We start from the raw sequence: 17,641 nt of genomic DNA, 5'->3' as shown, positions 1-17,641 counted from the left end.
CTAAGTCCGAATCAAATGGCCAGTGGCCGGTAGCGGCTCGCTGTCCAGAATTGCGCCTGCGTCGCCAAGTTGCAAGCGACCGGCTGCAAACCAGCGCACGGCGAGCGGATAGATGCGGTGCTCCTGCACGTGCACACGCTGCGCCAGGCTCTCGGCGGTGTCGTTAACGTTTACCGGCACCACCGCTTGTACGACCAGGGGGCCACCATCGAGTTCCTCGGTGACGAAGTGCACGCTGCAACCGTGCTCGGCGTCACCAGCCTCCAGCGCGCGCTGGTGGGTGTGCAGGCCCTTGTATTTGGGCAGCAGCGAGGGATGGATGTTGAGCAGGCGGCCCTGGTAGTGGCGGACGAAACCAGGGGTGAGGATGCGCATGAAGCCGGCGAGCACCACCAGGTCGGGCTGATGGGCATCGATGCGGGCGATCAGTGCCGCGTCGAAGGCCTCGCGATCGGCGAAGGCCTTGTGGTCGAGCAGTTCGGTGGCGATCCCGGCGGCCTTGGCGCGCTCGAGGCCGTAGGCGTCGGCGCGGTTGGACAGCACCGCCTGGATGCGCGCCGGCGAATCGCCGGCGCCAAGATCATCGATCAGCGCCTGCAGGTTGCTGCCGGAGCCCGAGATCAGCACCACGACATTGCAGTGCGCCGACATTAATGGGCCTTGAGGTTGTTCAGGACCACTTGTTCGCTACCGGCGGCGGCCGTGGCGATGCGGCCGATCACCCACGGGCTTTCGCCGGCGTCACGCAGCACTTGCAGGGCGCTGTCGACCTGCTCCTGGGCGATGCAGATGACCATGCCGACGCCGCAGTTGAGCACACGGTGCATCTCGTGCTCGTCGACGTTGCCCTTGGCTTGCAGCCAGTCGAACACCGCCGGACGCTGCCAGCTGGCCACGTCGATCACCGCCTGGGCGCCTTTCGGCAGCACGCGCGGGATGTTGTCGAGCAGACCGCCGCCGGTGATGTGGGCCATGGCCTTCACCGCGCCGGTGTCCTTGATCAGTTTCAGCAGCGGCTTGACGTAGATGCGCGTCGGCGCCATCAGCAGCTGGGCGAGCGGCTTGCCGTCGACCTGTTCGCTGGCGATGTCGGTGCCGGCGACTTCGAGGATCTTGCGGATCAGCGAGTAGCCGTTGGAGTGCGGGCCGGACGAGGGCAGGGCGATCAGGGCGTCGCCGGCGACTACTTTGGAGCCGTCGATGATCTCGCTCTTTTCCACCACGCCGACGCAGAAGCCGGCCAGGTCGTAGTCTTCGCCTTCGTACATGCCCGGCATCTCGGCGGTTTCCCCACCGACCAGCGAGCAGCCGGCCAGTTCGCAACCGGCGCCGATGCCGGTGACCACAGTGGCGGCGACATCGACATTGAGCTTGCCGGTGGCGTAGTAGTCGAGGAAGAACAGCGGCTCGGCACCGCACACGACCAAGTCGTTGACGCACATGGCGACCAGATCCTGGCCGATGCTGTCGTGCTGGTTGAGGTTCAGCGCCAGGCGCAGCTTGGTGCCGACGCCGTCGGTGCCGGAGACCAGCACCGGCTGCTTGTAACCGGCCGGGATTTCGCACAGCGCGCCAAAACCGCCCAGGCCGCCCATGACTTCCGGACGCGCGGTGCGCTTGGCAACACCCTTGATGCGTTCGACCAGGGCTTCGCCTGCGTCGATGTCGACTCCGGCGTCCTTGTAGCTGATGGAGGGTTGCTTGCTCATAGATCCAGGCCTTTGAGGGAGTTCTGAAGGGCGACCGCTTGCCGGTCCGCGAAGGCGCGCGATTTTAACAGGCTTGCCGGTCAGCGGCCATCGACCCGGAGGCCGTCGGCCGACGATTCGGCGCAAATCGCCGCGCCGCAGGCCGCCGTTGTGCGGCTCAGGCGCGCCCCGCAGGCTGGGAAGATCGCGGTTGCCCGCTCTGGGGCGCCTGTTTAAGGTATAACCTTTCTTCTCTTTTCCCTGTGAGAACCCCATGCGCGTCCTTGCCCGCCTGCTTTGCCTCTGCCTGGCCCTGTTCAGCGTGCCGTGCTTCGCGGCGATGGTTGCCGACCTCTATCAGGTGCGCGAGCCGGTCACCAGCCAGACGCCGGAGGAGCGTAATGCCGGTCTGACCCGCGCGTTCGATACCCTGGTGACGCGCCTCACTGGCGACAGCAAGGCAGCGCAGCATCCGGCATTGGCAGCGCTGCGTAGCGATCCGCAGCAGATCGTCAGCCAGTACGGCTACGAGAACGGTCCACCCACGGTGCTGATGGTCGACTTCGATCCGGTCAGCACCGAGCGCAGCCTGCGCCAGGCTGGCCTGCCCCTGTGGGGCGCCAATCGGCCGACCCTGCTGGCCTGGTGGCTGAACAGCAGCAGCGAAGGTAACAGCCTGGTCGGCGATGGCCAGGCCAGCGCGGCGCCGCTGCAGCGCGCGGCACAGCATCGCGGACTGCCGGTACGCCTGCCGCTCGCCGACCTCAACGAGCAGCTGGTGGGTACCCCGGAAAACCTCACCGCAGACAGCCCCGATGCGCTGCGCCAGGCCTCCGAACGTTACGCCTCCGACGCGCTGCTGGCGGTCGATGCCCATGAAGACGCTGGCCAATGGCAGGCGCAATGGCGTTTGTGGGTGGGCGACAGCCGCGAGCAGGGCAGTGCCCAGGCCGCCGATGCCGACAGCCTGGCCGATGCGGTGATGCTGGCGGTCAGCGAGCGTCTGGCGCCGCGCTATGTGGCCGCCCCGGGGGCCGCCTCCGGGCAGTTGACCCTGCAGGTGCAGGGCGCCGATCTGACGCGCTATGCCGAACTGAGCCGGCTGCTCGAACCCTTCGATGCGCGCTTGCAGGAGGTCGCCGGCGATCGCCTGACCTATCAGGTCAATGCCAATGCCCAGCAGCTGCGCGCGCAGTTGGGCCTGGCGCATCTGCAGGAAGTGTCGGCGCCGGCGCCTGAGGCGGCTGCGCCCGCCGCTGCTGGTGCCGAGGGCGCGCCGGTGGCGACGGTGCCGGCGCCGCGCAGCGACGTCCTGTACTTCCGCTGGTGAGCCGGCGCTGCTGCGCCATCCCGCTGATTTCTATACAATTTCGTTTTTCAGCGAACTGACCGGCGACGCTCCGACGTCGCCCGAACCGGTATGAAACCAATCCAGTTGCCCTTGGGCGTGCGTCTGCGCGACGACGCCACCTTCGCCAATTACTACCCCGGCGCCAATGCCGCGGCGCTCGGTTATGTCGAGCGTCTCTGCGAAGCGGATGCCGGGTGGACGGAAAGCCTGATCTACCTGTGGGGCGCCGACGGCGTCGGCCGCAGCCACCTGCTGCAGGCGGCCTGTCTGCGCTTCGAGCAGCGTGACGAGCAGGCGGTGTACCTGCCGTTGGCGGAAGTGGTCGATTACGGCCCTGGGTTGCTGGATAACCTTGAGCAGTGCGAGTTGGTCTGCCTCGACGATCTGGATGCGGTAGCCGGCCGCGAGGATTGGGAGGTCGCGCTGTTTCACCTGTTCAATCGCCTGCGCGACAGCGGCCGGCGTCTGCTGCTGGCGGCTTCGGCGTCGCCGCGCGAGCTGGACATCCGCTTGCCCGACTTGCAGTCGCGCCTGACCCTGGCGCTGGTCTTCCAGCTGCAGCCGCTGTCCGACGAGGACAAGCTGCGCGCCCTGCAGCTGCGCGCCTCGCGCCGTGGCCTGCACCTCACCGACGAAGTCGGCCGCTTCATCCTCACCCGCGGTGCGCGCAGCATGAGTGCGCTGTTCGAGTTGCTCGATCAGCTCGACCAGGCCTCGCTGCAGGCACAGCGCAAGCTGACCATTCCGTTCCTCAAGGAAGTGCTGGGCTGGTAACGACGGGGCAGCGTCCGTGCTGCCCGCTGCGCGACAGGACTACTCGCCGGCCAGCTTGCGGTCGTACTGGAAGCGCCAGCGCACATACAGCAAGGCCACGCAGAACAGCACGAAGCTAAGCACTGCCTCGGTCCAGCCGAGCAGGCTGCGCTGCGGATCGAACGCGGCCAGCACGCCCTTGATGAAGTACAGGTTGACCACGAAGCACAGCCAGGCATGCGCTCGCGCCGAGCCGAGCAGCACGCCCGGGGCGAGGATCAGCAGCGGCACCAATTCGATCAGCAAGATCACCCAGGTGCGCGCGCCGTGCAGGTCGGCGAACACCAGGTTCCACACCAGCAGCAACAGCAGCAGGGCGACGAAGCACGCCAGGCTGAGACCGCGGCTGAGGTTCAGGCGCGGTTGCAGCCAGTCGAGGGACGGTAAGGGTTTTGCTTTCTTAGCCACGGCCACGCTCCAACTGCAGGGCGGTTTGTGCCAGTCGCTGGCCGAGGGCGCGACACAGCGTGATTTCGTGCTCGTCGAGGGCACGCTTGCCGTCGGCGCCGGCGTAGTGGCTGGCCCCGTAGGGTGTGCCACCGCCTCGGGTTTCCAGCAGTGCGGCTTCGCTGTAGGGCAGGCCGGTGATCAGCATGCCGTGGTGCAGCAGCGGCAGCAGCATCGACAGCAGGGTGCTTTCCTGGCCGCCGTGCAGGCTGGCGGTGGTGGTGAACACCCCGGCCGGTTTGCCGACCAGTTCACCGGTCAGCCACAGGTTGCTGGTGCCATCGAGGAAGTACTTCAGCGCCGCGGCCATGTTGCCGAAGCGCGTCGGGCTGCCGAGGGCCAGGCCCGAGCAATGCTTGAGGTCATCCAGGCTGGCGTACAGCGCGCCTTCGTCGGGGATCGCCGGCGCCACGGCCTCGCATTCGGTGGACACCGCTGGCACGGTGCGCAGGCGCGCCTCCAGGCCGCCCAGTTCGACGCCGCGGGCGATCTGCCGGGCCATCTCGGCCGTGGCGCCATGCCGGCTGTAGTAGAGCACCAGGATGTACGGCGCACTCATGGCAGCAGCTCCAGTACCTTCTCCGGCGGACGGCCGACCACCGCTTGGTCGCCGACCACCAGGATCGGTCGCTCGATGAGTTTGGGGTGCGCCACCATGGCATCGATCAGCTGCGCGTCGCTGAGGCTGCCATCCGCCAGGTTGAGGGTCTTGTATTCGTCCTCGCAGGTGCGCAGCAGCTGTCGCGGCGTCATGCCGAGGCGCTTGAGCAGGCCGCGCAATTCATCCGCGCTCGGTGGTGTTTCCAGGTAGCGCACGATGCTGGGGTGCAGGCCGCGCGCTTCGAGCAGCTCCAGCGCGCCGCGGGATTTCGAACAGCGCGGGTTGTGGTAGAGGATCAAATCGGTCATGGGCGAGTCATATCGGCTAGGAGAGTGGCGGCTATTCTAACCGCGTCACCGCTCCGTCTGTATCCGGCGCGGCTGTGGCATGCGGCTGGGGTGGCCCGCAAGCATTGGCCGCCGGTCGCCTGCTGCTTGTAAACTCGCGCCTTTACTTGGGTATCCGGCCCATTCGGTCCTACACGCCGCGACTCGCGGGCTACTGAATCGGCTCTAAGGAGAGGGCATGCGCCAGCGCTACGACGATGCGATAGAGTTTTGGCGATTCCTGTGGCAGCGTTTTCTCGACGATCGCGCGCCCAACAGCGCCGCAGCGCTGACCTACACCACGCTGTTTGCCGTGGTGCCGATGATGACCGTGACCTTCGCCATGCTCTCGGCGATCCCGACGTTCGGCGGCGTGGGCGAGCAGATCCAGAGCTTCATCCTGCGCAACTTCCTGCCCGCTTCCGGCGAGACGGTGCGCGAATACCTGATGGGCTTCACTACCCAGGCGCGCCAGCTGACCTGGCTCGGCGTACTGTTCCTGGCGATTACCGCATTCACCATGCTGGTCACGGTGGAGAAGGCGTTCAACACCATCTGGCGAGTGCGCCAGCCACGCCGCGGGGTGTCTAGCTTCCTGCTGTACTGGGCGATTCTCAGCCTCGGGCCGCTGCTGCTCGGCACCGGCTTCGTGGTCAGCACCTACATCACCTCGCTGTCACTGATCTCCGGTCCGGACGCGATCATCGGGGTGAAGACCCTGCTGCGTTACATGCCGCTGCTGTCCAGTGTGGCGGCATTCACCCTGATCTACGCGACGGTGCCGAACACCCGGGTGCCGGTGAAGCACGCCTTGATCGGCGGCGCCTTGGCCGCGCTGTTGTTCGAAGTGGCGAAGATGCTGTTCGGCCTGTACGTGCGGCTGTTCCCTGGCTACCAGCTGATTTACGGCGCCTTCGCGACGGTGCCGCTGTTCCTGTTGTGGGTCTACCTGTCCTGGCTGATCGTGCTGTTCGGGGCGGAGTTGGTGTGCAACCTGTCCAGCTCGCGTATCTGGCGGCGCCGCGGGGTGCCGCGCTTGCTGGTGCTGCTCGGGGTCCTGCGGGTGTTCCATGACCGTCAGCTCCTCGGCGAGAGCGTCGCGCTGCGCGATGTGCACCGGCAGGGCTGGCGCTTACCGGAGGATGAGTGGGACGAGGTGCTGGATTTCCTCGAACGCGAACAACTGATCTGCCGCGCCACCGGCGGTGGTTGGGTGCTGTGCCGCGACTTGGCGCATTACAGCCTGCACCGTCTGATCAGCCGCAATCCCTGGCCGATCCCGCGCCCCGAGCAATTGCCGGCCTCCCTGGATGAAGCCTGGTATCCACCGTTCCGCAAGGCCCTGGAGCAGTTCCAGCAGCATCAGCAGGCGCTGTTTGGGGCGAGCCTGGCGGTGTGGTTGCAGAGTCATGATCAAGTGCCCGTGGTGAAAGGGCCTGATTCCGTCGAGTGACGAAAAAGGTCAGTTTGCGGCGCGTTTTCCGGGCCCCTGACTGCTCTGTCAGGCCCGCGGCGTGTGGCCAGGTGTGCTGGTGTGCTGGCACGCTTCTGGCAATCGGCCATTATCGGTCGACGTGAAACGGATGGATGCGCGGGATGGGCAGCAAGCAGTGCAAAAAGGTCATTCAGCTTCGGCAGTGGGATGCCGAGCGCGCCCTGGCTGACCTGAACCGGATTACCGGCCTGCAGTTTGCGAGTTGGCCGGAATCCCTGGTCGAGGAACGACCGGGCGAGACCCACGAAACTGATGAGGGAGTGGTGCGGGAGGCGGTGCTGCCGTGTGCGCGCTAGCGCAGCGGCTCAAGCCAGGACGCGTTGCGCTTCGCTGGCGCGCTGCTCGACGGCCTGGGCGAACAGCTCCTCGACGATCAGGCTGCGTACTGTCACCGCGGCGCGCAGGTGGATTTGCATCTCGCGGACCTGCTGCTTGACCGGCAAACGGGCGATGCCGGACAGCAGAATCTTGTGCTGAGCGTTGACCTTGCCATGGTCGACCATTACTTCGCGGCGCACGCCGCCATCCTGGTAGACCACCATCAGCGTCACCGGCAGATTGGCCAGCCCAGGCAGCTGCAACCAGGTGGCGACGTTGAATTCGGCGATTCGCCCTTCGTAGGGCGTGACCAGCGTGGCGGCGTTCTCGCTGATGCGCGAGGGCACGTTACCGATCAGCTTGTCGTGGGCTTGGGTCATGGCGATTCCCGGCTGATTCTAGGGGTGGCGAATGGGCCGGATTATAGGCACGCCCGTACCGATGAAACTGTGCGCTTGGCCGCCAGGCGGCGTGACTGCGCTCGCAGTTCTCGCGCTACGCCAGCTTGAGCGGGTAGCGGCTTACCAAGGGGGTGACCAGGTTGGCCGCGGCCAGCGGGACGACGGCCTGGTTGTGCAGACTCGCCAGCTGCAGCCAGAGGTTCTCGCCTTCGACGAACTGGCCATGCGGCAGCCATAGGCCGTGATGCCAGGCGTTGCCCTGCACCGGTGTGCTTTGCAGAACGCCGGCGTGGGTTTGCGAGTTGGGTGCGCGACGCAGCCAGACTGGCCGCGGCAGGCCTTTGAGGTAGCGCAGGCCGAGGTGCAGGCCCTCGTCGTTGCGATGGCGCCAGCGGATCAGGGCGAGCACCGGGGTGGTGTTGCCCAGCAGCAACAACAGCTGGCCGACCGGCAGCTGGGCGCCCAGGTCGGCATTGCACAGCAGTCGGGCGCCGCCTGGGCTGACGTCGAGCACCTGCGCCGTGCACTGAGTGGGGCGCTGTTCCAAGAGTTGGGCATGGATCGCCGGTAGACCGATGACCAGCGCGCACTCGCTGCTGTGATCGGTGCGCACGTGACGGCGTTGCTGGCGTCCCAGCCAGTGCTGACGCACCCGCTCGAGCAGTTGCCGTTCGCGCCCGCTCTGCAGGGGCGCGGGCTCGTGCAGGGCAATCAGCAGGGCGCCTAGTTCGAAGCGCCGCAGGTAGGCGACCTCGCCGTCGGGCGCTTGCTCGAGCGCCAGGCACGGCTGGGCATCGCTGAGATCGACAGTGGGCCCTTCGCTTTCGTCTTCGTCGTCCCAGGGTTGCAGGCGTGGCAGTGCCGCAAGGGGCGCCAGCGCGCCGAACAGCAGCGGCGCTTCGCCTTCGGCGAGATGGAATGGATTGCTCAATGCAAGCAGCAGTTGCTGCTGGTACAGGCCGCGCAAGGTGTTGGCCGACTGCGGTTGGAAAGCTGCCGCGACGGGCTCGTCCAGGCATTCCTGACGCTCGCCGATCCAGTACAGCAGATGGCTGTCGCGCCACAGGCTGGCGGGCGGCTCATGGTAGAGCTGGTAATGACGCAGCAGGGTCTGGGCCAGGAAGTGCTGGGCCATGTACAGGCACCAGGCAAGGTGCGGGCGCGATGGCTGGCGACCTTGCAGGATCTGCAGCAGCAGGCGCTTGAAGCCGGCCGCCATCTCGCCGCACAGGCGCACGAACAGCGTCGGCGGCGCGTGGTGCCCGTTGTAGCCGGCGGCGTAGTGCCGGTACTCCTCGGCAAAGCTTTGCAGGGCCCGCTGCCTTTCGAGTAAGGTCATGGCGCAGCGATTCAGCCGAAACAGCAGACTCAGCGCTTGTTGCAGCCCGTGCTCGTGGGGGAGCGCGCGCGCACTGGCAAGCTGCTGATGGAGGTCGCTCAAGGAATCCGCAAGCTCTTCGCGGATGTCAGGCACTTCGAGGCGCAAGGCATCCAGCGTCATATCAACCCTGCATAGTTGAGGATCGATTGCATGGGAATGCGACTCCAGAGGTCGATGGGGCGGTTCGTCATGACTGTGATTGCCGGGCTTCTTCTGGCCGGTTGTGCCGAAGACGCAGGTGTCGATCAGCATGGACGAAAGGTAGCGGTTGAGCGGTTGGAAGACCAGTGGTTAGTGATTAATTACTGGGCCGAATGGTGTGGCCCCTGCCGAACCGAAATCCCCGAACTCAACCATCTGGCCAAGGAGCTCAAGGGGCAGCAGGTCGAGGTGTTCGGGGTCAATTTCGATGGCCTGCAGGGCGCCGAGTTGGCGAAGAGCAGCGAGGCGCTCGGCATCGAGTTCACCGTGCTGGCCACCGACCCGGCCACGCGCTTCAGCTTGCCGCGGAGCGAAGCACTGCCTGTCACGTACCTGGTGGATAAATCCGGCAAGGTGCGCGATCGCTTGATGGGGGAGCAGACCGCGGCCGGGCTGCGCAAGCGTCTGCTCGAGCTGCAGGCGAGCGACTAACGAGGAGAGGCGCGATGACACGCAAATGCATGCACGGCTACATCAATGGTCGGGTTCAGGGCGTCGGTTTTCGTCAACATACCGCCGAACAGGCCGAGCGTCTGGACCTCGATGGCTGGGTGCGCAATCTCGCCGATGGGCGCGTCGAGGTGTTGTTCGAGGGCGGGGAGGGTGCCGTTGCCGAGCTGATCGACTGGTTGGCTGAAGGGCCGGCGAGCGCCAGCGTGAGCGAGGTGGAGCTGGAGGAGCAGCCCGTGCAAGGGATCACGGGCTTCATCGTTCGCCGCTGACGGCGCCTGGCTTCAGTTGTTCTGACCGGGGTCCGCGGCAATCCGGCCGGCGTCCTTCATCAGCGACTTGAGAAAGTCCTGCTGAAGCTCCGGATCATTGCGGGTCAGTTCGATCAGGCTCTGCTCGAGCTCGTTGGCTTCTTCTTCGAGGCCGAGATCGGAGAGACGCTTCACGCGGTGCACCCACTGCGGCACTTCATCATCTTCCAGGTCGTCGTAGATCAGCGCGTGGGCTTCTAGCAGTTTGCCGCGCAGTGTGCGGCTGACCATCAGCGAAGCATCGGCGCGCACATTGTCCTGCGGGTCTTCGACACTCAGCAGCAAGGTGCCGACACGGCTGAGGTCCTGCTCGGCAAACGGCTCGTCGAGCAGGTTCAAGCGCAACATGCCGTTGCGGTCGGTGGTCAGCTCATGGCTGTCTTTGCCGGCCTTGACCAGCACGGGGCGCTCGGCCCAGGGCAGACTGGAATACTCCATGCGCTTGTCCAGCTGCTTTTCGTCGATGCTGGCGAGGTTCTGCTGGGAGCGCCCGTTGGACTGCACGTTCATGGCTGGGTTGAGTCCGGCGAAGCCGTAACTGATCCAGCCCTTGGTGGCACTGTCCGGCAGGCTGCCGAGCGCCACTACGTTCACCACGTTGGCGCCGATCCCGGCGACCACCGCCAGCGCGCCGAGCGGTACTTCATACAGCTCGCGCCAGGGCTGGTAGGGCGTGTAGCGGTCATAGCGGCGGGTCACTTCGAACTCAGTGACTTCGAAGGTCTTCTGCTCGCTGATGCGCATGCGGCGCTGCGGCAACTCCAGCACGCGCGGCTCGCCGGTTTCGATCTGCAGGCTGTGGTTCAGCAATTTGCGCTCGACGCGCTCCTCATGCTCGCTGCGCTGCGGCAGGTGGTTGGCGCAGGCGCTCAGGAGGAGGGCGCCGCACAGGGCGGCGCCGGGACGGATAAAACTACGTACGAACATGGGGTCTCGCGGATCAGCGCGCTATTCGGGCCTGAATGAACGGCAGGATGTCGGTGAGCGCAAGGGTCTGCGCTTCGGTTTCGCGGCGGCTCTTGTACTCGACCTTGCCGTCGGCCAGGCCGCGGTCGCTGACCACGATGCGGTGGGGAATGCCGATCAGCTCCATATCGGCGAACTTGATGCCGGGGCTGGTCTTCTTGTCGCGGTCGTCGAGCAGCACTTCGTAGCCGGCTGCGGTCAGCTCCGCATACAGTTTGTCGGTAGTGTCGCGGACTTCTTCGTTCTCGTAGCGCAGCGGCACCAGGGCGATCTGGAAGGGCGTCAGCACATCGTTCCAGATGATCCCGCGGTCGTCGTAGTTCTGCTCGATGGCGGCCGCCACCACGCGGGACACGCCGATTCCATAGCAGCCCATGGTGAGTACGACGGGTTTGCCGTTCTCGCCCATCACGGTGCAGTTCATCGCCTGGCTGTACTTCTGGCCCAGCTGGAAGATGTGGCCCACTTCGATGCCGCGACGAATCACCAGGGTGCCCTGGCCATCCGGGCTCGGGTCGCCGGCTACCACGTTGCGCAGGTCGGCGACGCTCGGCAGCGGCAGGTCGCGCTCCCAGTTCACGCCGAAGTAGTGTTTGTCGTCGACGTTGGCGCCGGCGGCGAAGTCGCTCAGCAGTGCCACCGAACGGTCGATGATGCAGGGGATGGGCAGGTTGACCGGGCCCAGCGAGCCGGCGCCCGCACCGATGGCGGTGCGAATTTCGGCTTCCGAGGCGAACTCCAACGGGCTGGCGACTTGTTCGAGATTGGCGGCCTTGATCTCGTTCAGTTCGTGATCGCCACGCACCACCAAGGCGATCAGAGTGCCGGGCTCGGCACCATGGACAACCAGGGTCTTGATGGTCTTCTCGATCGCCATGCTGAAGCCGTCCACCAGTTCGGCGATGGTCTTGGCGTTCGGTGTATCGATCAGGCGCAATGTTTCGGTCGCGACGCCACGGGCGCTTTCACGCGGAATGGCTTCGGCCTTCTCGATGTTGGCGGCGTAGTCGGAGCTGTCGCTGAAGGCGATGGCGTCTTCGCCGGACTCGGCGAGGACATGGAATTCATGCGAGCCGGTGCCGCCGATGGAGCCGGTGTCAGCCTGCACCGGGCGGAAGTCGAGGCCCAGACGCGCGAAGATATTGCTGTAGGCAAGGTGCATGCGGTCGTAGGTGACTTGCAGCGAGGCCTGGTCGGAGTGGAAGGAGTAGGCGTCCTTCATGATGAATTCGCGACCACGCATCAGGCCGAAGCGCGGGCGGATCTCATCACGGAATTTGGTCTGGATCTGATACAGGTTGATCGGCAGCTGCTTGTAGCTGCTCAGTTCATTGCGCGCGAGGTCGGTAATGACTTCCTCGTGAGTGGGGCCGGCGCAGAAATCGCGATCGTGGCGGTCCTTGATGCGCAGCAGTTCAGGGCCGTACTGCTCCCAGCGACCGGATTCCTGCCACAGCTCGGCGGGCTGGATGCCAGGCATCAGCACCTCGAGCGCGCCGGCGGCATTCATCTCTTCGCGGACGATCTTCTCGACCTTGCGCAGCACCCGCAGACCCATGGGCAGCCAGGTGTACAGGCCCGATGCCAGTTTGCGGATCAGGCCAGCACGCAGCATCAGCTGATGGCTGATGACCACTGCGTCGGAGGGAGTTTCTTTAAGGGTCGAGAGCAGGTATTGGCTGGTGCGCATGATGGGCCGCTGTGTCGAGTGCGAATTGGGAAGCAGGGCCGCATTGTACGGCGCTTGTACAGTGGCGTACAGGCGCGGCAGGGCGTGCATCTGGCTGATTGCGTCGCCCACAAAAAAGCCCGGCAATTGCTTGCCGGGCTCTTGGGCTTTACGCGAGTAGCGTGGAAATTACAGGATTTCCAGCGGGTACTCGACGAACAGGCGCCACTCGTTCAGGTCTGGGCTCCAGTCGCTATTGTCGCTGCGATAGATCGAGTTACGGGCCTTGAACGCTAGATCTTTAGCTGGGCCGCTCTGGATCACGTATTTGACTTGATTGAAGAACTCGCGCTCTTTGGCGTCGTCAGCGCCGACGATGCCAGTGTCGATGTCCTTGCCGTAAACGTAGGCGGATTTCCAGCTCAGACCCGGCGCGCCAAAGGTGGCGAAGTCAAGCTCGTAGCTGGCTTGCAGGGATTTCTCATCTTTGTTGTTGAAGTCGGAATAGTACGAGTTGGAAAGGAATATAGCGCTGCCGCCGTCACCCAAGTCGTAGGCGTAACCCACGTCACCGCTGTTCTGCTGATAGGCCAGAATGAAGGCGTGCGCGCCGGTAGTGAATTTGCTTGCCAGGCTCCAGATGGTGTTGTTGTCACCCAGGATGCCGGTGCCGAAGAAGCTGTCGGCAACTTCGTCGTTGTCGTACTTGGTTTTGTAGATATTGAAATCGAAGTTCAGCGCTTGGTCGTCGGAGAACGGAATGGTGTAGTTCACATTCGCGTATTGTTTGCGGTAGACATTGTCAATGTCGGACCAGTACAGCGCCGCAGACAGGTTGTCCGTAAATTGGTAGCTAGCACCGGCGACGTCAGTGCTTTCCAGTTCTGCACCGTCGCGGCTCGGGTCAGCCATTGGGCTCTCGGCGGTGAAGTGGCCCAAGTTCACTTCAAGGCCTTCAATTTCTTTGCTGGTGAGTAGTGTGCCAGAGAACGACTGCGGCAGCAGGCGGGAGTCGTCATAGGCTAGGACCGGCATGTTCGGCATTTGGTCGCCGTACTTCAGTACGGTGTTGGACAGCTGAACTTTGACGGCCGCGCCGCCCTGAGACAGGTCATCTGTCCAGTCTTCATGGTCGTCGCGGGGGTCGCGATCTTTGAACATGTCGGTTTGGCCGCCATCGAGCTTCAGGCCCAGAAGACCAAACGCGTCAACGCCGAAGCCTACGGTGCCTTGAGTGAAGCCGGACTCGAAGGTGCCGATGAAGCCTTGGCCCCAAGTTTCCCGATCACGTTCACCGTCTTTGTAATCACGGTTCCAGTAGGTATTGCGCAGCAGCAGAGTTGCGCTGGCGTCATCGACAAAACCTTTCGAATCGGACTGCGCGCTTGCGAAGGCCAGTTGGGTGCTGCCAGCGGCTACGGCTGCGGCAATTAGGCTCCACTTCATCACTTGCATCGTGATTGCTCCTTTGGTTTGAAGAGTTGTGCTACCCGTCATAGTAGTTGTCTGGGTGGCTCTTTCTTTTTGTGACCGCGCTAACCGTATAGCACGCGGACAATGTTGGCGATAGTTGCTTTCGGTTCCTGGCTTACTCTTTATCTGGTTGTCGCAAAAACAGATGAGGCGTGTCGCAATTTCATATTTTTATCGTTTCTTGGCCTTGCGCATGCTTGTGTTTTTCTTGGCTTTTCAATGCGTAAGGGTCAGTTAAGGTGAGTTGACGTAGAAGTCCACTTTATGTGGGCGAGGGCTCCTTGGAAAGTTTGTCCTTTACCCGCTTGAGTGGGACCTTTTTGCGTGCCTTTCCGCTCATCCATTAACTGGTTAAATCCTCTCTAGCAACAAGCGTGCACAAATTGGCGGGCTGCTTCGAGAATTTGTTGGGGGTTGGCGAATGGGCTGCTTGGGAGCAGTGCCTCCGCAGTTTCTCCTGCGGCAATGGCGAGCCTTTGTCGCGGGCGGTTGCAGCCCGTCTGGCGTTGTCTGCTCCATTTCGGTGCGTCTCATCCGGATGAATATAGACGACGGTGCGCGTATTCTGTCCAGCCAGAGGTGCAGCTTTTTATTGGAGGTTTGATGTTCGCGCTAGATCCCCGCCTGCAGCAGGACACGCAGCTTGTCGGCGACTTTCCGTTGTGCAGTTTGTTGCTGATGAATGAGTCGCGTTATCCCTGGTTCATTCTGGTGCCGCGCCGGGCAGAGGTCAGTGAGCTGTTCCAGCTGGATGGGGAAGATCAGCAGCAGTTGTGGCGGGAAACCACGGCGCTGGCCGAAACCCTGAAAGATGCGTTTTCGGCCGATAAGATGAATGTTGCGACGCTAGGCAACGTGGTCGGTCAGTTGCACATGCATGTGATCGTCCGGCGTCGCGAGGATGCGGCGTGGCCGGCGCCGGTTTGGGGCAAGTTTGCTCCGGAGCCCTACAGCGCAGAGCAGGTCGAGGCGATTCGCTCGCGCTTGGGTCTGGTGTTGGGCAATGACTTTCGTTTTGCTGAGGAGTGATGCGGCATGAGTACGGAAAATCGCCTCACTGAGCTCGAGAGTCGCCTGGCGTTTCAGGACGATACCATTCAGGCCCTAAGTGATGAGCTGCTGGCCCAGCAGCGCATTGTTGAACGGCTGCAGTTGCAGTTGGCTGCCCTGGCGAAGCGTCAGGACGAGCTGCAGGGTCGCTTTGAAATTGCCCAGGATGATGGTCCGCCGCCGCATTACTGATGGCGGGGTGTGTAATAAAAAAGGCGGCAGGATGATCCTGCCGCCTTTTTTATTGAGTGTTGTGTCGTTTAACGGCGTTGCGCCAACAGTGAAACGACATCTTCCGCCTGCAGGCCTTTGTCGCGCTGCATGACCGAGAACTCCACGCGCTGACCTTCTACCAGGATGCGGTGGCCTTCGCCGCGAATGGCGCGGAAGTGAACGAAGATATCGTCGCCGGCATCGCGAGAAATGAAGCCGAACCCCTTGGAGGTATTGAACCACTTCACGGTGCCGGTTTCGCGGTTGCCGAGCGGGTGGTCAGTGGCAGTGGGGCGGGACTTCAGGCGCAGATTGATTGCCAGGTGCAGTACGGTGGCGCCGAGCACTATGAGCACGCTCAGCAATACCGCAGGCTGATCGGCGATCACTTGCAGCGGGGCGAGCAAGATCAGGCTTTGCAAGATCACCGCAAATACCAGCATTGCCGATACCAGGCCTTGCAGCTGGTGGCGGATGCCGGCGTGCCAAATGGGTTGCAGCGGGGCAAGCAGCAGATTCGCCAAGCCAAACAGGGCCAGGTAGATCGCATCAGGTTGTTGCAAGTAGGGCAGCGCTTCGGGGTGCAAGGTTGGAACGAAGGACAGCAGCAGGGCGGCGGCGCCCGTAAGCAGATGGACGAACTTCAACATGGGTAATGAACTCGCTTGATTAAGACTTAAAACAGATAAAAGCGAGCATGGCGCCTACGCCTGTAACGAGAGGAGTGTGCGCGTGACGCGCGTGGTGTCATGCCCGATCGCCGCCGGCAGGCTGTATTGCAAGGCGGCAGTGGGTATTTAACAGGAAAGCCGGAGGGCGCTCAAATCAAGCGGTTAGCGGGCTTTGAGGGGTGGCGAGGAAAACCTGGTTACGGCCATTGCGCTTGGCTTGATACAGCGCATCGTCGGCGCGGGTCAGCAGGCTTTCCAGATTGTCGCCGGGCTGGGCCATGGCCAGGCCAAAGCTCGCGGTGATGGTGTCCAGCAGTTGATCGGTGCGGCGCACCTTGACGCGCAGCGCCTGGATCTTCAGGCGCAATTGCTCGGCGAAGCCTCGCATGCTGTGGGTGCCGTCGCAGTCGCGCAAGATGATGCAGAACTCTTCGCCGCCGTAACGCGCAGCCATGGCGCGGGTAGGGAGGAGGTCGCGCAGCAGTTGGCCGACGTGCTGCAGGACGCGATCGCCGAGCGGGTGGCCGTACTGGTCGTTGAACTGCTTGAAGTGGTCGATATCCAGGATCACCAGGCCAACGCCTTCGTGGCCGCTGGCGAGGGTTTGCTCGAGCAGGCGGGTGAAGGCGTGGCGGTTGAAGACCTGGGTAAGGCTGTCCAGGTTGGCTGCCAGGTGCGCGCGCTGCAGTTGGCTGCGCAAGTGCAGGATTTCATCCTGTGCCGCATGCAGTCGCTGGAGGAAACGCTCCTGCTCCGCCTGCATCTGCTGGGTGCTGAGTTGCAGGTCGCTGAGGACGTTCGGCAGGTCGTCGATGATTGGCTCGTGGAGTGCGGCCAGGCCCTGATTCAGGCTCTGCTGATAGGCCTGGTTGTGGACGATATTGCCCGATACGTCACCTTCCATGTTGTCGACCAGGTCGATGACCTGTTGCTGGCCGGCGCGGGCTTCTTCCAGTTCGCCGCGAATGACGAACTCGCGAAACAGTTTGACCGCGGTCTCCGGTGGAAAGGTGTTGAAGTCGTTGACCGTCTTGTCCATTCGCCGGTTCAGTTCGGCATGCTGGCCCTGGCTGTAGGTGTACCAGAGCGCGTAGTGAACCGGATTGGGTGGGATGTCATGGCGAACCATGAGGGGAACGGCTTGTTTGAGTAGCGTCGCCGCCTCGCGGGTTTGTTCCGGATAGAGTTCCAGGATGCTCGGGCTTTTGGGCGGCGGATTCATTCACGTCACTGTGGAAAGGCGGTAGATGGTGCAGAGCATAGAACAGGCGATTTGCTGCCGCCTAGTGCAGGGCCCGGTTGGGTAACCGGGCCTGTCGGGCGCTCGAAGGTCAGGCGGCCAGCAAGCTGCGCAGCATCCAGGCAGTCTTCTCGTGCACTTGCATGCGCTGGGTGAGCAGGTCGGCGGTGGGTTCGTCGCTGACTTTGTCGAGCAGGGGGAAGATGCCGCGTGCGGTGCGCACTACGGCTTCCTGGCCCTGAACCAGCAGCTTGATCATGTCATTGGCGGCGGGCACGCCTTCTTCTTCTTTAATGGAGGAGAGGCGGGCGTAGGCGGCATACGTTCCGGGAGCCGGGAAGCCCAGGGCTCGAATGCGCTCGGCGATGGCGTCAACCGCCAGGGCCAGTTCGGTGTACTGCGCCTCGAACATCAGGTGCAGGGTGTTGAACATCGGGCCAGTGACGTTCCAGTGGAAGTTGTGGGTCTTCAGGTACAGCGTGTAGGTGTCTGCAAGCAGGCGCGACAGACCGTCGGCGATAGCAGCGCGATCCTGTTCAGCGATGCCGATGTTGATTTCCATACCGTTTCTCCTTT

General features: G+C 63.5%; 21 protein-coding genes. 8 read left to right on the top strand and 13 right to left on the bottom strand.

Translation table 11 applies throughout. From position 1 onward, the window contains the following. Positions 1-651 carry a phosphoribosylglycinamide formyltransferase gene (purN, locus tag JQX08_RS03560; protein ID WP_204914765.1) on the bottom strand — a complete coding sequence of 217 codons (651 nt, stop codon included), beginning with the start codon at positions 649-651 and terminating at the stop codon, positions 1-3. Then, positions 651-1,709: a phosphoribosylformylglycinamidine cyclo-ligase gene (purM, locus tag JQX08_RS03555; protein ID WP_204914764.1), complete on the bottom strand. Its 1,059-nt coding sequence runs from the start codon at positions 1,707-1,709 to the stop codon at positions 651-653. Before purM ends, purN begins: the two co-directional genes overlap by 1 nt. Before the next feature lie 253 nt (positions 1,710-1,962). Here purM and JQX08_RS03550 point away from each other — a divergent pair, with 253 nt between their 5' ends. Together JQX08_RS03550 and hda are read left to right on the top strand one after the other, a co-directional pair. Then, positions 1,963-3,018 (top strand): DUF2066 domain-containing protein, encoded by a 1,056-nt coding sequence (locus JQX08_RS03550; RefSeq protein WP_204914763.1) that lies wholly within the window; start codon positions 1,963-1,965, stop codon positions 3,016-3,018. 90 nt (positions 3,019-3,108) lie between these two features. Beyond that, on the top strand, positions 3,109-3,813 hold the full coding sequence (hda, locus tag JQX08_RS03545; RefSeq protein ID WP_204914761.1) for a DnaA regulatory inactivator Hda: 705 nt from the start codon (positions 3,109-3,111) through the stop codon (positions 3,811-3,813). A gap of 39 nt (positions 3,814-3,852) precedes the next feature. Here hda and JQX08_RS03540 read toward each other — a convergent pair whose 3' ends face one another. From JQX08_RS03540 to arsC, 3 genes are read right to left on the bottom strand one after another with little or no spacing between them, the layout of a single operon-like run. Beyond that, complete coding sequence (locus tag JQX08_RS03540) at positions 3,853-4,260, bottom strand: DUF2069 domain-containing protein (RefSeq protein WP_204914759.1); 408 nt, start codon at positions 4,258-4,260, stop codon at positions 3,853-3,855. Beyond that, on the bottom strand, positions 4,253-4,858 hold the full coding sequence (wrbA, locus tag JQX08_RS03535) for an NAD(P)H:quinone oxidoreductase (RefSeq protein WP_204914757.1): 606 nt from the start codon (positions 4,856-4,858) through the stop codon (positions 4,253-4,255). The genes JQX08_RS03540 and wrbA overlap by 8 nt, the downstream gene beginning before the upstream one ends. Continuing rightward, positions 4,855-5,208 carry an arsenate reductase (glutaredoxin) gene (gene arsC, locus JQX08_RS03530; protein ID WP_204914755.1) on the bottom strand — a complete coding sequence of 118 codons (354 nt, stop codon included), beginning with the start codon at positions 5,206-5,208 and terminating at the stop codon, positions 4,855-4,857. Before arsC ends, wrbA begins: the two co-directional genes overlap by 4 nt. Before the next feature lie 217 nt (positions 5,209-5,425). On the opposite strand from arsC, the gene JQX08_RS03525 reads away from it, so the two are divergent. Together JQX08_RS03525 and JQX08_RS03520 are read left to right on the top strand one after the other, a co-directional pair. Further along, a complete protein-coding gene (locus tag JQX08_RS03525) occupies positions 5,426-6,679 on the top strand; it encodes a YihY family inner membrane protein (protein WP_204914753.1) in 1,254 nt (417 codons plus the stop codon). Between the two features lie 143 nt (positions 6,680-6,822). Next, positions 6,823-7,017, top strand: coding sequence for a hypothetical protein (locus JQX08_RS03520; RefSeq protein ID WP_204914751.1), 195 nt, complete (start codon positions 6,823-6,825; stop codon positions 7,015-7,017). Between the two features lie 9 nt (positions 7,018-7,026). On the opposite strand, the gene JQX08_RS03515 is transcribed toward JQX08_RS03520, so the two are convergent. Together JQX08_RS03515 and JQX08_RS03510 are read right to left on the bottom strand one after the other, a co-directional pair. Then, complete coding sequence (locus tag JQX08_RS03515) at positions 7,027-7,419, bottom strand: hypothetical protein (RefSeq protein ID WP_204914750.1); 393 nt, start codon at positions 7,417-7,419, stop codon at positions 7,027-7,029. Between the two features lie 115 nt (positions 7,420-7,534). Beyond that, positions 7,535-8,941 carry a PilZ domain-containing protein gene (locus tag JQX08_RS03510; RefSeq protein WP_204914748.1) on the bottom strand — a complete coding sequence of 469 codons (1,407 nt, stop codon included), beginning with the start codon at positions 8,939-8,941 and terminating at the stop codon, positions 7,535-7,537. 69 nt (positions 8,942-9,010) lie between these two features. Here JQX08_RS03510 and JQX08_RS03505 point away from each other — a divergent pair, with 69 nt between their 5' ends. Both JQX08_RS03505 and JQX08_RS03500 read left to right on the top strand, forming a co-directional pair. Further along, positions 9,011-9,454 carry a TlpA disulfide reductase family protein gene (locus JQX08_RS03505; protein WP_239481956.1) on the top strand — a complete coding sequence of 148 codons (444 nt, stop codon included), beginning with the start codon at positions 9,011-9,013 and terminating at the stop codon, positions 9,452-9,454. A gap of 14 nt (positions 9,455-9,468) precedes the next feature. Beyond that, positions 9,469-9,744: an acylphosphatase gene (locus JQX08_RS03500; RefSeq protein WP_204914743.1), complete on the top strand. Its 276-nt coding sequence runs from the start codon at positions 9,469-9,471 to the stop codon at positions 9,742-9,744. A 12-nt stretch (positions 9,745-9,756) separates the two neighbouring features. On the opposite strand, the gene JQX08_RS03495 is transcribed toward JQX08_RS03500, so the two are convergent. The 3 genes from JQX08_RS03495 to JQX08_RS03485 form a co-directional block, all read right to left on the bottom strand. Further along, positions 9,757-10,710, bottom strand: a complete 954-nt coding sequence (locus JQX08_RS03495; protein WP_204914742.1) for a hypothetical protein — start codon at positions 10,708-10,710, stop codon at positions 9,757-9,759. Positions 10,711-10,723: 13 nt separating this feature from the next. Continuing rightward, positions 10,724-12,439 carry a proline--tRNA ligase gene (locus JQX08_RS03490; RefSeq protein ID WP_204914740.1) on the bottom strand — a complete coding sequence of 572 codons (1,716 nt, stop codon included), beginning with the start codon at positions 12,437-12,439 and terminating at the stop codon, positions 10,724-10,726. Between the two features lie 168 nt (positions 12,440-12,607). Next, entirely contained in the window at positions 12,608-13,873 is a 1,266-nt protein-coding gene (locus JQX08_RS03485; RefSeq protein ID WP_204914738.1) for an OprD family porin, read from the bottom strand. 621 nt (positions 13,874-14,494) lie between these two features. Here JQX08_RS03485 and JQX08_RS03480 point away from each other — a divergent pair. Further along, the gene (locus JQX08_RS03480) at positions 14,495-14,920 is read left to right on the top strand and encodes an HIT family protein (RefSeq protein ID WP_204914736.1); all 426 of its coding nucleotides are present in this window, start codon (positions 14,495-14,497) and stop codon (positions 14,918-14,920) included. Between the two features lie 6 nt (positions 14,921-14,926). Continuing rightward, complete coding sequence (locus JQX08_RS03475) at positions 14,927-15,133, top strand: SlyX family protein (protein ID WP_204914734.1); 207 nt, start codon at positions 14,927-14,929, stop codon at positions 15,131-15,133. Between the two features lie 68 nt (positions 15,134-15,201). On the opposite strand, the gene JQX08_RS22340 is transcribed toward JQX08_RS03475, so the two are convergent. The 3 genes from JQX08_RS22340 to JQX08_RS03460 all read right to left on the bottom strand — a co-directional run bounded on the left by JQX08_RS22340 (position 15,202) and on the right by JQX08_RS03460 (position 17,627). After that, complete coding sequence (locus tag JQX08_RS22340) at positions 15,202-15,804, bottom strand: cold-shock protein (RefSeq protein ID WP_204914732.1); 603 nt, start codon at positions 15,802-15,804, stop codon at positions 15,202-15,204. 175 nt (positions 15,805-15,979) lie between these two features. After that, positions 15,980-17,047: a GGDEF domain-containing protein gene (locus JQX08_RS03465; protein ID WP_204914730.1), complete on the bottom strand. Its 1,068-nt coding sequence runs from the start codon at positions 17,045-17,047 to the stop codon at positions 15,980-15,982. Positions 17,048-17,156: 109 nt separating this feature from the next. Continuing rightward, positions 17,157-17,627 (bottom strand): Dps family protein, encoded by a 471-nt coding sequence (locus tag JQX08_RS03460; protein WP_204914728.1) that lies wholly within the window; start codon positions 17,625-17,627, stop codon positions 17,157-17,159. Positions 17,628-17,641 lie beyond the last annotated feature (14 nt).

Origin of the sequence: Zestomonas insulae, from assembly GCF_016901015.1 — a bacterium.
Lineage (GTDB): Bacteria > Pseudomonadota > Gammaproteobacteria > Pseudomonadales > Pseudomonadaceae > Aquipseudomonas > Aquipseudomonas insulae.
This window is presented reverse-complemented; position numbering and strand designations above follow the sequence as displayed.